General features: G+C 39.0%; 11 protein-coding genes. 1 reads left to right on the top strand and 10 read right to left on the bottom strand.

What is annotated here, in order from left to right; all coding sequences use genetic code 11:
* Positions 1–193: 193 nt before the first annotated feature.
* From KI375_RS18795 to KI375_RS18760, 8 genes are all read right to left on the bottom strand, one after another.
* Positions 194–1231, bottom strand: coding sequence for a hypothetical protein (locus KI375_RS18795; RefSeq protein ID WP_244852830.1), 1038 nt, complete (start codon positions 1229–1231; stop codon positions 194–196).
* A gap of 295 nt (positions 1232–1526) precedes the next feature.
* A complete protein-coding gene (locus tag KI375_RS28015) occupies positions 1527–1685 on the bottom strand; it encodes a zinc-binding dehydrogenase (RefSeq protein ID WP_374706874.1) in 159 nt (52 codons plus the stop codon).
* 12 nt (positions 1686–1697) lie between these two features.
* Positions 1698–1871, bottom strand: coding sequence for a hypothetical protein (locus KI375_RS18785; RefSeq protein WP_212974977.1), 174 nt, complete (start codon positions 1869–1871; stop codon positions 1698–1700).
* A 466-nt stretch (positions 1872–2337) separates the two neighbouring features.
* A complete protein-coding gene (locus KI375_RS18780) occupies positions 2338–2922 on the bottom strand; it encodes a response regulator (protein ID WP_244852828.1) in 585 nt (194 codons plus the stop codon).
* Between the two features lie 80 nt (positions 2923–3002).
* A complete protein-coding gene (locus tag KI375_RS18775) occupies positions 3003–4475 on the bottom strand; it encodes a sensor histidine kinase (RefSeq protein WP_244852826.1) in 1473 nt (490 codons plus the stop codon).
* 939 nt (positions 4476–5414) lie between these two features.
* A complete protein-coding gene (locus KI375_RS18770) occupies positions 5415–6074 on the bottom strand; it encodes a DUF6320 domain-containing protein (RefSeq protein ID WP_212974976.1) in 660 nt (219 codons plus the stop codon).
* Positions 6075–6079: 5 nt separating this feature from the next.
* On the bottom strand, positions 6080–7336 hold the full coding sequence (locus KI375_RS18765) for an acyltransferase (RefSeq protein ID WP_212974975.1): 1257 nt from the start codon (positions 7334–7336) through the stop codon (positions 6080–6082).
* A gap of 102 nt (positions 7337–7438) precedes the next feature.
* Positions 7439–8338: an alpha/beta hydrolase fold domain-containing protein gene (locus tag KI375_RS18760; RefSeq protein ID WP_212974974.1), complete on the bottom strand. Its 900-nt coding sequence runs from the start codon at positions 8336–8338 to the stop codon at positions 7439–7441.
* Positions 8339–9349: 1011 nt separating this feature from the next.
* On the opposite strand from KI375_RS18760, the gene KI375_RS18755 reads away from it, so the two are divergent.
* Entirely contained in the window at positions 9350–10255 is a 906-nt protein-coding gene (locus KI375_RS18755) for a DUF2268 domain-containing putative Zn-dependent protease (protein ID WP_212974973.1), read from the top strand.
* A gap of 856 nt (positions 10256–11111) precedes the next feature.
* Here the strand turns inward: KI375_RS18755 and KI375_RS18750 are convergent.
* Positions 11112–12173 carry a BtaManbiosPhlase gene (locus KI375_RS18750; protein WP_212974972.1) on the bottom strand — a complete coding sequence of 354 codons (1062 nt, stop codon included), beginning with the start codon at positions 12171–12173 and terminating at the stop codon, positions 11112–11114.
* A 1-nt stretch (position 12174) separates the two neighbouring features.
* Positions 12175–13116 (bottom strand): MTP-1 family protein, encoded by a 942-nt coding sequence (locus tag KI375_RS18745; protein WP_212975071.1) that lies wholly within the window; start codon positions 13114–13116, stop codon positions 12175–12177.
* Between the last annotated feature and the right edge of the window lie 2 nt (positions 13117–13118).

The following is a 13118-nucleotide window of genomic DNA, read 5'->3' as shown; positions in this document are numbered from 1 at the left end:
TCATGATGGTATCGATCACTGCTTCTTAGAAAAGTAGCTATTTCTGCCAAAACTTCAATACCAATTATGCCGCATCCTATTACTGTTGCGCGTAAAATCTTTTTACGTTCTGCTAAGTTATTTGTTTGTTGAGCATAACCTTTAAATGGAAGACGAAGTTTCTAGAAGGGGATAGTATCTAAAAAAAACCCTCTTAAATATTTCCACAATGCATGCATCGGCTTCTTCTTCTCTGGTAATAAGCCCATGTTGCTACTCCAAGCGATGCCCCCCAAGGAAGCCATGACAAGGTCGGTGCCATTTCTCCCCAATTCTCGCTCGTGATTGCCCCATGAATGATCATAGAAAAAACTGCTGGAAATACCTTCAGACCAGATAAAGTAATAATTGCCGACATTAACATCGCTGGCATCACAACAACAAAAACTGGGACTTGTTTTCCCGCTAAAAATAAACACCACCTTGGAAATACTTCCCCCCACCTTTTAATAAGGGCGAAAGTCAAAATTCCACCACCAATGCATAGTCCACCCAAGATAGCTTCACCACTAAAATCCCCAACAATGGACATATTGTTCGTGCCCAACGGAATTCCTAACGCCCAGGCCCAACGAACCATCCCATAGGGAAGGGCAAAGATTACTGCCATATAAGTAAACCATCTTCCCCACCGAGCTGCAGATCCTGCAGTAGTCCTTCCAGGGGTTCTACCACAATTACTACATGCATTCCGTGATGTCCGGGAATAAGCTATAGCTGCGGCACCCCATATAAAACCACCGATGATACAAAAAATTTGATGGACAACAATCCAATCAATTAAGTCAAAATGAAACATAAACAAATAGGCAAAATTTTGCATAATTCTTGAATCGGGAACAATCAATATAAGCAAAGCACTAAATATCCAAGCAACGGTAAGTAAAATATATCTTGCTATTCCCTTCCCCCACTTATTGACCATTGCAAACGCTGCTATAAATCCAATCCATCCGGCAGTGGCAATAATACCCCCACCTGATTCACTCCGAAGACTTGCTAGGTAGGAACCCATCATCTCCCCACGGGGATCATTTTCTCCGAACGGAAAGCCCGCTCCGCCAAAAAACCAATAAATACCAAGTAATCCATAACATAGAGACCATATTGCTGCTACATATCCAACCCAGTGTGACCATTTGGATAGCCATGTGGTTTTTACCAATTTATTCGTACTTAAATTCGACTCCATTACTTTCACCCCATAACAAGAAAAGCGCAAGCGCCTGTTTAGCGACGTACAAACTTTCATAGTAAGGATGAACAGCTAAAAACGCGCCGTCCTGGCGCAACGCTGTCCTGACCTACATCCTGTAGCCCTGAGATAAAGGATACACGAAATGCGAAAGACGGCTGATTAGGAGCTGGGCGCTGGGCGCTGGAGCTAGACGATAAAACTCAAAATTATCCACAAGCCAAGAATTTTATAGTTTCCTTAACAACAAAATGAACTCCTCTAGCCCTTTATATTGCTCTCATTTGATATTTCATTTGAGAACTAACTGATTGCTAGAACAACCTTTCCCACGTCCATGACCACTTTCAACCTTCCTATGAGCGGCAGCATTAGCTTTACATAAGGGAAAACGCTCTCTAATATGAATATGCAATTTGTCCTTTTCATATAGATCAACGAGTTCTTGGATTCTTGTTTTAGATCATGTACCAAAAATCGGTTGAATGCCAAGCTTTTGAACGGGTTCACCAGCGACCAGCGTTTGTATACGAGCTTTATTCTTAGCAAGCTCCATCGATGCTCTAAGTTCGTCAGATCCTGTTGCATCTAAAGCAGCATCTATACCATCTGGAGTAATCACTCTGATCCGCTTCACAACCCCGTTTCCATAGACTCATCTGTGGATCTTTCATATCCATGATACGTAATACATCTGGCGGACCATACGAATAAAGAGCTAGGTCTCCTCCGCCATGTTTTGGCGACCGCAAGTATAAATATTGCTATAACATGACATGTACTAAATTTCCTTTTTACCGCTTGCCTCATCAAACTACTAAAGACAACTTTGCGGTTTCTCAGATTTATTCTTTTAAAAAAACTCTCTGCTATTTGATAATGAACACTATTCATCTTACTATGGGTGGCCAATGTTGAAACGAATCTACAGAACCGTTTATGAACAGTTCTCAGGTCCGGTTATGCAATGGCATACATAACACATTAAAAAGAAATGTTTCAAAAGAAGACTTCCTTCCACTCGCTTCATATGAATCGAAGCGACGAAGACTTCCTTTGAAACAGTCTTAATGATATAGACAAACTCTAAATATTGTTTCCTTTTATTCTTCTGATTGCATAAAGCCTTGTTTCCAGGCGAAAACAGCTGCTTTTGTCCGATCTAGCATATGAAGCTTACTTAAAATATTGCTAACATGCCCCTTCACCGTTTTCTCGCTAATAAACAATTGCTCTGCTATTTCAGCATTTGTGAGGCCATTCGCGATCAATTTTAGTACTTCAAGTTCACGTTCACTTAATTCAGAAAAGGGATTAGAAGATGATTGTTTTGTATCACGTATCTCTTGCACCACTCTGGTGGCAATTTGTGAATCCATGACGGTTTCTCCGTTTACAGCCCTTTTAACTGTTTTAATTAATTGCTCAGGTTCAATGTCTTTCAGGACGTATGAAATCGCACCTGCTCGAAGTGCGGGAAAAATATACTTATCCTCATGATAAGAAGTAAGTACAATGACCTGCGAACGTGGACTTACTTTTTTGACTTCCCGAATAGCCTCTACCCCATTGATGCCGGGCATAACAAGATCCATTAATACTACATCTGGTACAAATTCCTTTGCGAGTGATACAGCAGTTTCCCCCTTCTCGGCCTGCCCCACGACTCGAAAATCATGATCTATCATGAATAACGTCATTAGGCCTTGGCGCACTATAGCATGATCATCAACGATTAAAATTGAAATCGGCTCTATCTTCGTTATTTTTATTCACTCCTTTCGATTGTACTCATTTCTTTTTCATGAACATTTGGGACACCAGTTTGTTCACATTGTACGGTAATACTTACACCATCCCCAGGGGCGCTTTGAATATTGATTTGACCGTTTAGTTTATGAACCCGTTCATACATTGAAGATAGACCAATGCCTGAATATGCGCGATCGGGTATGTCAAACCCAGTCCCATTATCTTGAATTGAAAGAATAACAACTTCTTCACAAACCAAGTGAATTGTTACTAGGCTTGCTTTACTATGACGGGCTACATTGCTTAAAGCTTCCTGTGTGATTCGAAAATATGCTGCTTCAATGATGGGGGAAACAGGATGATATCCGGAAATTTCAAGCTTCACAGAAATTCCACTTTGCTCTTGCCACAAGGTAATATAATTTGCCAAGGCATGTGATAGGTTCTTACCCTCAAGTTCAACAGGACGTAATTTGTGGATTAATGCACTTAATTCCGCCTGTATATGATGTAGTAATTGCTCGGCTTTCATTAAATATTCCCTAGAGGATTGCTCATCTTTTTCCAAAAAAGACTTGCTTGTATTGAGCCAAATGGAGAGGGTGAATAGTTCTTGCTTCACACTATCATGAAGCTCCCTTGCAAGCCTATTCCGCTCCTCAAGTGCCGCTAATTCTTGTTGTACTTGTAACAAATGATGAAGCTGCCGGGCCATCTCATTAAGTCTTTGTGATAGCTGCCCCAGTTCATCGTTAGAGGAGTCTTCCACAAATGTTGTAAAATCGCCTTTGCTCCATTGATCAGTAGAAGTCAAAATCCCCCTAATTCTTCGTACCAAACTTCGAGAAGTAAAAATTCCAAACGCCACACCTACAATCGCCGCCCCAAATAAAAAGGTTACAATACTTAGGCCAAAGATCTGGTATGTACCCTTCCAAAAATTCGTAGAGAATAGCTGGATATTTTGAGCCACCAGGACTAATGTTCCACGTACATCTTTTTCATTCGCTAAAGGTGCAACTATATAAATAACTCCACCTTGCTCGTAACTATATGTTCTCATCTCCCGTGCCTCAGAAGGATCAAGTGTTAAAGCTCTTTGCACATTTGCTCGGGCCTTTTTAGGTAGTTCAGAAGAGATATCAATATCATGTGATCCTTTTTTAGAAATGGCCATAACTTCCCCTTCAGGATCAATAACCATGGAATATCCTTCGAATTCCATGCCAATCTCAACTGGCCAATCCTCTAAGGACTTCTTTAAATTATTCCTATCCATAAAAGGCCCATTAAAATTAGTTGCTAAGACTTGCGCTTGAATACCAACCTGAAATTCAAGCACTCGGCTTTTATTAAATGTAACAAAGCTAAAAAAAAGGATTATCGCTATTATTTCGAGTACAAGAAGAACGATAATGGTAATGCATATATAGTATAAGGTTAATTTCCACTGCAAACGTTGGAATTTAAAATGGGATAAAAAGCTCATATTTGTTCCTTTCTATTGATCTATGGAACATCTAGCCCCCAATCACAATCAACCTATGCTGGAGAAAGAGTAACATTTACTATCTACCTACACCCACTAAAAAGCCAGCAGCTTTCTAGAATAGTGAAAGGCTTCCTATTACAATTAGTTTCTACCATTACTCCAAATGGTGAAACAAATTTGGGCTCCACATGACCAAATTTTTAAAAAGTACGTAAGGCTAAATACGCGCCGTCCTTACGTAGACTCATAGCGCTACGTCCTGATTCATCATCTGCATTACGTCCTGTACGTCGCAACACCTGCATGACTACAAGCTATAGGTATTTCCCAAGCGGGTTATAGGTCATAGATACATAGTAGTTCAACTTTTTGGGTGAAAATACTTCTGTCCCAGCCTTTAATACATATTTCTATTTCTTTCGATAAATTCCTTCTTAATATAACCCACACTCAAAGTATATTTCTTAGAAATTCAATATTTTTGACATACCGTTATAGTAGAAAAAAACTGCTCCTCTGTTCCTCTAAAAATAGTACAGTGGATTACATTCTATTGGCAGGTAGCTTCGGGACAGGATTAGCGGGAAAAATGTTTTTTATTAGATTAATCTTATTTAGTATTAGGCTGGTTTCTCAGAGCATATGGAAATGTTCATCATTGCAGGAGCTTTTATGGGGTTTGCTACTTCTTGACGGTGTTTATCGGCATAATTTTTATTGTTATAGCGATCACCACTACCATTCTTTTTCTCCTGTCACAAGCTATGACAACCAATAAAAATTAGGTATGGGCTGTTCCGAGTCAGGTGTAGACGGACTGAGTATTGAAGGTGTAGTAGCACAAATATAAAGTAAACTTTCATTGTGTCTTAGTTTTTTATTCTCCACTCAATAGAGAGAATGAAAAACTAAGACACAATATCCTGTATTTTATTATTAGAAATGGAACCTCCTCACAATTTCATTCTTCATCGTTTTTTCTGAAAATAGTATCATCCCAATCAGCGTTAGCAGGGCATATAAGGCAGTTGCCGCGCTCGGCCATAACACCGTTGACCATGAGCTTAGAAAAAGAATGACGGGAAGAAAGCCTAAAATAATCATTGTCGTCATATACCCAATGTATTCCCGCCATTTCATTGGCTTTCTCAGTACAATAATGGTTACAAACAATGTAGCAAGCATTACAAGAAAAGGAATAACGTAGTGGATCGACCATTTTGAACTTCCAGATGCAGCATCCAGAATAAAAAGCATAATGGAAAGGGCAATAACTTGAAAAATGACTTTGGAGCCAGTATGTGCTTTAGAGAGGATTGTATGATTAATTAATAACAATCCATATAAAACGGGCCCCAATACATACAAGAACCATAATTGATTCGGTTCAGTTAATAAATTGATTAATAAGCATGTACTAATAACAAAAGTCGCAATAAATAAAACGATTCGTTGTGCAAAGCGACGCCGGTGGACCTTGGTTTCATAGACGGGATAATACGGGTTATCTTCCAATTTAGCAGAAAGCTCATGTTTACATAATGGACAATATTGTTGTTTTGTATAGGTCTTGCAATTTGAGCAATAATGTTGCATTGGTTTCACCTGCTATCATTGGAATATACTTCTATCTCCAAATTATATGTCTCGGAAAGCTCTCTAAAGAAAGTACGGATAATGTCCGCTTCTTGTATCATTCTTGCAAATGTGATGACGAGTTCATCCCCGACCGCGATCATCCCTGCGTTAATTGGGCTTTTCTTTGTCGGGTATAAAACCATTTCCATATGATCAATATGTGATTCCATTGAGTCAGGAAGCCGTACTTTCCCCATATTTGTCAAGGTCATTGCTTTGGTGCGCTCACTAAAACTTCTATAACCATACCGAATTGCATGGTATTTAAGCGGGAGCGGAATAAATCGTGCTGTCAATCTAGTTTGCCATTTCACTCGATCGTTAATACTTTGCTGCAAGCTTTCTTTTTGCACTTTCTCACGCAATTGCTTCGATGTTTCTTCGATTATTTCTTCTAAAGTCATCTTCTCTGTCACAGACATGCCGATATTGACAACACCAAAAAAATTGCGGAGTGTACTGGAAGGGAAAAGGCTCCGTAAGTTAACTGGGATAGCAATCTTTATCTCTTCTTTATATGCTCGATACTGTAATCTCTCTTTATAAATAGCTGCAATTATAACGGCCGTGATAAAAGCGGTAATCGTTGTTCCGTACTTTTTGGCAAGTTGATGCACTTTACTTGCGCTCATTTTTCCATGCACAGTAATGGTTTGATCCATGGAAATACCGCGGATCTGATATGAAGGCGTCTCTTTAAATTTCTCTGCCTTTTCATCTGTCCCATAGTTTTGGTAACTATCGTCTCTTTCATAATAGCTTGGCTGATTATGAATATCGATTAATGTACTTTCATAGGTCACATCTTCTCCAAGATGAGATAGATAATAATAAATGAGTGCTTTAATAAATTCTAAAGCCCCTGTTCCATCAGTTACAGAATGGAAAAACTCCACAGCAATCCGTTTTTTATAATAAATAACACGCAATAAAAACCCGCTTGTTTCTATCGGATCAATTGGTGCACATGGATATTGGTTTTCAAGCTGAACATAAAGCTTTTCTTTATTTTCTACAAGAAAATCCCAGAAAACCCCTTTTCGAAGCTTTACTGAGAAAATAGGGAGGCGTTTGAGAACATCGTCCAACGCAAGTTGCAGTTTAGCTGGTTGTACTGTGTTCTTCATAATTGCAGCAACCCGGAAGACCGAAGAATTTGCTTGCTCCGATACAGCATGGAACAACTTCCCTGCATTATCAAGTTTGTACCATTCATCCATCTGTTGAACACCTCTATACATACTGATTTTGCCTCGCACTCTATTTTACCTTATATTTACTCTCGATTCATAATTAAATCTTATTTTACTGAGGTTATCCATTTACACATTCATTATGATATCCACAATTTTCTTAGTCGCCTTTTTTGCTTCTGGAATCGGGTAAAGTACAAAGATATGATTCATTTTCGGATATTCAAAATAGTTGATTCTAGTTCCTTTTGATGCAGTAATATCTTTGAACTTTCTAGCATCAGGTAAAAAAACTTCATGTGTTCCTATAAATAAAGTAATTTCTCCCAATCCTGTTATCTTCCCATTGATGGGACTGAGTAAATAATGATTTGGGTCAGTATCTCCTGCATAGGCTTTTCCCATTTGGATCAAACCATAAATTCCTAACATTGGATCCTTATGTTCCAATTCATAAGCATCTGGGTTTTCCATCGTAATATCAAGCCAAGGTGAGAATAAAATAATATGCCTGGGTTGTTGCAATCCTTTTTCTAAGAGCAATTGTGCTAACGCTAACGCGAAGCCTCCTCCGGCGGAGTCACCCATTAAGATAATATTTTCCTTAGCTGAAGTATCTAATATCCATTCATATAGTGGAAGAACCTTAGCAAAAGACTCTCTATATTGATGATTAGGTGCTTTAGGATAAATTGGAACATATATTTTAACATTGGTTTCCTTTGCAATTTTCCCAAGAAAATTCCAGTGATATATCGATGGTTGTTTTATGTATCCTCCTCCATGCAAATAAAGTATGGATCCTGAAGAAGTGCTTTCCTGATTAAAAATATAACAGTCCATTCCAGCAAAATGCAGCTTTTCAATATTAAACTTTCTCTGAATATACGTTGATAAGACATAGGGTTTTTCATTTTCAATTTGTTTTGTTTTTAAAAACTCAGCGTATAATTTTTCATCGGTGAAGCTATCTTTATTACTCAGTCGTTTGAGTAAATGTTCTACAAACCAGCTTCGAATACTTCTCATATTCGTTTCCCCCCCTCGCAAGTCTACAGTGTCTAACATATCCCCATAATATCAGAGTAGTACCTGCTCTATACCTATACTAGCAATAATCAATTAGCTTTGTATATTCTGTGCCGAAAAAATAAGTCCAACTCACTTTTGATTAATGACTGAATTAATTTCATAATCCCTTTCTGTAAAATACAATGTGAAAATTCAGTATAAGATGAGAGATGATGACTCAATTACGTAAAATAACGCGTAGAATATTACTATATACCAAAATTCAAGGAGAATCTCTGTAAAGTGGCGAGTAGGGGATTCTATAAATCAAAATTCAAGGAAAATCTTTGGAAAACAGTGCGTAGAGGCTTCTATGCACCAAAATTCAAGGTGAATCTCTGGAAAACGGCGCGTAGAGCATTCTATACACCAAAATTCATGGAGAATCTCTGGAAAACGGTGCGTAGAGCCTTCTATACACCAAAATTCATGGAAAATCCTTGTAAAACGGTGCGTAGAGTGTTCTATGAACCGAATTCCATGGAAAACCTCTGTAAAACGATGGCCAAGACAGCGCGTATTTAGCCTTTGTACCTTGACTCTCCTGCAGATCTCAACCACACGCCTCCCCCTCCCTCGGAAAGCGTTCACTTGGAGTTAAAATCAATATTGTTCGGATTTTAATACTGAATTTTCTATTATGAAATTGATTCAGATAAAAAAGGTTCCGTTTTGAAAGCTAAGTATAATTGACATTGACGCAACGGCATACTTTAACCTTTTAATTGGGAGGTGAATTACGCTGTTTACAACAGAAGTAGTTTATAAAATGACAGGAGTAACTGAATGCTCTATACGATACTATGCCACTTTAAACTTATTGAAGGCAAAAGAATGGCTTAGAAAAGTTTGTTCAAATCCTTTCCGCAAAAATGACAGGTTATTTCATTTAGACTTAGCTACCTCGGAAGAAAATATTAAGATGCTGCAAAATTACAACACCAGATATTGGCGAAAGGGATGATTGAAATGAGCTTAATCTATAAAATGATTAATACAATAGAACAGTATGAAGAATTGCTTGCTATTACAGAATTGGAAGAAAGAAAAGAATACTTTCGTTACAAAATGATGGCTCCATTTAAGGAAATGTGGAATCTAATAAATGTTCCTATAAAAGCAAAACAAGAGAATGGCTATGACGTTTTAATGGCCACAAACATGCTAGGTTACGCAGACATTTCTAACGATAAGCAACTTCAACAAGGACTATATATTCTAAAAGATCATAATGCCTATGAAATGGCAGAGGCTGCTATCCAAGCCTGCATACAAAATGCTATTGAGTCAGGCTTAAAAGTAAATGCAGATGAAATAAAATTTGGATTATACGTAGCAGATCCAGATAAATTGAAGCTTCAGAAGGGATATACGGGATTTGGGGGTATTCCTGGGTTTATTACTGTGAATATTTTCCCGAATGATTACAATATACCTAAACTTCCTGCCGTTATTGCTCATGAGTTCCATCACAACATTCGTTTTTCTTATTTCGACTGGGATCATGGCAATGTGACAGTGGGAGACTATCTTGTCATCGAAGGTTTGGCTGATTCGTTTGCAAAAGAGCTGTATGGAGCAGAGCAGTTAGGTCCATGGGTGACCAGCATGGATAAAGATGATTTAGAGTATTCAATCCATGTTATTGGGGAAGCTCTAAACATAAAAGGATTTGCCGAGGTCAGCAGCTATATGTTTGGGGATGAGATCGCCAAACAAGAGGGATACGAGCCTGTAGGACTTTCCTTTTGTGCTGGTTATGCAGTAGGTTTTAAGGTTGTTCAATCTTTCATGATGAAGCATAACAAAACGATCTATGAAACAACATTGCTTTCTAGTGATGAAATCATTCATGGATCTGGCTTATTTTCATGAAGACTAAAATCTCTTGCTTATTAACTATGAGAGAAAATTGAATTTTATTTGAAACATGTTGAGGTAATTATTGAAGAGACTGGGACTTAACTAAAATGCTAAGATTCAAAGACAAACAATGTATTGAGCGGAGGAAATATCCAATCAACTAAGGAGAGCCATCTCTTCAGAATAAGCTTGGAAAAAATGACGCGTAGAATCTTCTATGAACCGAAATCCATGAAGAATCTTCGAAAAATGGTGCGTAGAATGCTCTATGAACCGAAATCCAAGGAAATTCTTCGAAAAACAGTGCGTAGAGGCTTCTATGAACCGAATTCCATGAAGAATCTTCGAAAAATGGTGCGTAGAATGATCTATGAACCGAAATCCAAGGAGAATCTTCGAAAAGTGGTGCGTAGAAGGGGCTATGAACCAAAATTCAAGGAAATTCTCTGGAAAATGGTGCGTAGAGTCCTTCTATGAACCGAAATCAAAGGAAATTCTTCGAAAAATAGTACGTAGAAGGGGCTATGCACCGAATTTCGAGGGAATTCACTGGAAAACGGCGCGTAGAATAAAATCATAATCCTCTTTATACAGGCATTAAGATCCAGTATGGTAACCTTTATGCAGTTAGCGAAGTCTTGGACATATCGTAGTATATAAGAAGGAGACTGACGAGTTGGATGGAATCGAAAAGCTCTAAACGATTCTTCATGAGGTAGGATGTGAAAGAAGAGGAAAATAAGTTGAATCTCTGCATACTTTTAAATGTCATGCGTGCTGTTATCTAGACCAAAAGAAAGTTTTTTAGCAACCATTAAATCCAAAAGAAACGCAGTCTGACTAAATGCCAAACTGCGTTTCACCTTTTTTATACAGCTGTTAACGAGTCAAGTATTTCTTGCAAGCTTAATTCGGCGCAGGCCATGGAGGTGTCGGCAGCACCATAAAACATTTGGACAACATCGCCTTTTACAATAGCACCACATGAGAAGATAACATCACCAAAGAATCCTTCAACTTCATAATCGGCCTCTGGTTGTATAAGTGGCTTGTCTGAGCGGGCAATGACAGTAGTCGGGTCTTCAAGATCCAGTAAAACAGCGCCCATGCAATAGCGGTTATCTGTTGAAGCGCCATGGTAAAGCGCTAGCCAACCCTTTTCTGTTTTAATCGGAACAGCACCACCGCCAATACGCGCATTGTCCCACATCCCTTCACGTAACCCGAGCAGGTGCTTATGATTGCCCCAATACAGCAGGTTATCGGATTCTGCAAGCCAGATTTCAGGCATCCCGCCGCCCTTTGGCACTGGACGGTGCATGGCAAAGTATTTCCCATTAATTTTCTCAGGAAAAATGCAAACATCCTTGTTTTCTGGGGCAAAAATCATTCCGTGACGCTCAATGCTCTTGAAGTCCTTGGTGGATACTAATGCTTCGCCGACCCCATATGAGGAGGCAGCACTATAATAAATATAGTAGATATCATCAATTTTTGTAATCCGCGGATCCTCAATACCAAACACTTCCAATGGATCCTGAGGATAGATAAATGGCTCATCATCTATAGTAAATTCGTGTCCATCCTTACTTCTGGCAATTCGCAAATAGGATAATGACGTTAAATAGGCATAGCTATCTGGATCACTGGCTTTTCTGATCGAGCGCGGGTCTTCAAATCGATAATCCGGGTTGCTCGTTTCTAGCTCAATAATATCTAATGTATTTGTTTCATGGTTATAAACAGGCGCTTTAACCACATTTTTTTCATGATGAATTGGGCGCTCTGCCACACGTAAAAGCATGATGATCTCGCCGTTATATTCTGTAATTCCTGCATTAAATGCACCGATCACCTCGAAATCATCTCTATGTGGTGGTACATCTGTAGGTGTGACTAATGGATTTTCTTTGTATCGGTAAACATTCATATTAATTCTCCTCTTCGAACTGAGTAAATGGATCAACAATTGTTACTTTTTGAGCACTGGCATCACTAATGCCTACATATAAATCGGCTAAACCGTCTGCCCGCCTTATTAATCCGCCACTGAAAACAACTTGCTGTAAATCTGGCCGCTTTGATTCGCTAGGAAGAAAATCAGAGCGTTTGGCAATGAGCTGGAGATCGGAATATTGCCCATTTTGAGGATTGACAACAAATGCCATTGAATAGTAGTGGCGGTTTCCTTCCTCATCAAATCGAGCAATATGGCCTAATACACCAAGCAGTCCATTGGAGAGAAGATGTATTTCATTGGCTCCGCCCCATTCTTCTTCTGTAAATTGTTCGTCCAACAATGGGACTTGATTAATCAGATCATGTGTAAACTCTTCAATCGAATCAATCACTTGAAAACCAATTTTTCCTCGTCCACCTTTTTCACCTTGCGGGCGGGTGAAGACTCCAATGCGTCCGTCCGCTACTTGAACGAGGCGCAAATCCTTCATTCCGTCAGGACCGGTCGCAAATTGTTTTAAATCAGAGAGATTGCTTCCTCTATAAAAAACGGTTCGCCAGCTTAACGCATCCTGCATCGTGGGGTGTGGAAATATCTCAACTCCCCCTAAAATTAGTTCACTGTTAATCCTTGTGACAAATGGGTCCTGCAATTCAAAAATAGGCGCATCTGCCCGCGGCGACCATACTCCATCGTTTTCAACGAAAAAGTAGACGTAAGCATGTTCACTGTCCCGTTCTTCAACTCGGCCAGCGATCACATGTTCACCATTGTCTTCAAACGGAGCTGAAATATTGTATACATCTCGTTTTCCAACACCAGCAAACTCGATGTTTTCTGCTTGTTTAGAAGCTGGCCTGTTTTCATATTCGGCTAACAGCTCTGAGCATGTTTTCAACTCGTTTTTTATCATTG

This window comes from Bacillus sp. J14TS2 (assembly GCF_018333015.1).
Lineage (GTDB): Bacteria > Bacillota > Bacilli > Bacillales > Bacillaceae_C > Lederbergia.
This window is presented reverse-complemented; position numbering and strand designations above follow the sequence as displayed.

Excerpts from the sequence above, each read along its gene's own strand:
- KI375_RS18770 (WP_212974976.1), bottom strand. The coding sequence starts at position 6,074 with ATGCAACATTATTGCTCAAATTGCAAGACCTATACAAAACAACAATAT.
- KI375_RS18795 (WP_244852830.1), bottom strand. The coding sequence starts at position 1,231 with ATGGAGTCGAATTTAAGTACGAATAAATTGGTAAAAACCACATGGCTA.
- KI375_RS18775 (WP_244852826.1), bottom strand. The coding sequence starts at position 4,475 with ATGAGCTTTTTATCCCATTTTAAATTCCAACGTTTGCAGTGGAAATTA.
- KI375_RS18765 (WP_212974975.1), bottom strand. The coding sequence starts at position 7,336 with ATGGATGAATGGTACAAACTTGATAATGCAGGGAAGTTGTTCCATGCT.
- KI375_RS18755 (WP_212974973.1), top strand. The coding sequence starts at position 9,350 with ATGAGCTTAATCTATAAAATGATTAATACAATAGAACAGTATGAAGAA.
- KI375_RS18780 (WP_244852828.1), bottom strand. The coding sequence starts at position 2,922 with ATGATAGATCATGATTTTCGAGTCGTGGGGCAGGCCGAGAAGGGGGAA.
- KI375_RS18750 (WP_212974972.1), bottom strand. The coding sequence starts at position 12,173 with ATGAATGTTTACCGATACAAAGAAAATCCATTAGTCACACCTACAGAT.
- KI375_RS18760 (WP_212974974.1), bottom strand. The coding sequence starts at position 8,338 with ATGAGAAGTATTCGAAGCTGGTTTGTAGAACATTTACTCAAACGACTG.
- KI375_RS18745 (WP_212975071.1), bottom strand. The coding sequence starts at position 13,116 with ATGATAAAAAACGAGTTGAAAACATGCTCAGAGCTGTTAGCCGAATAT.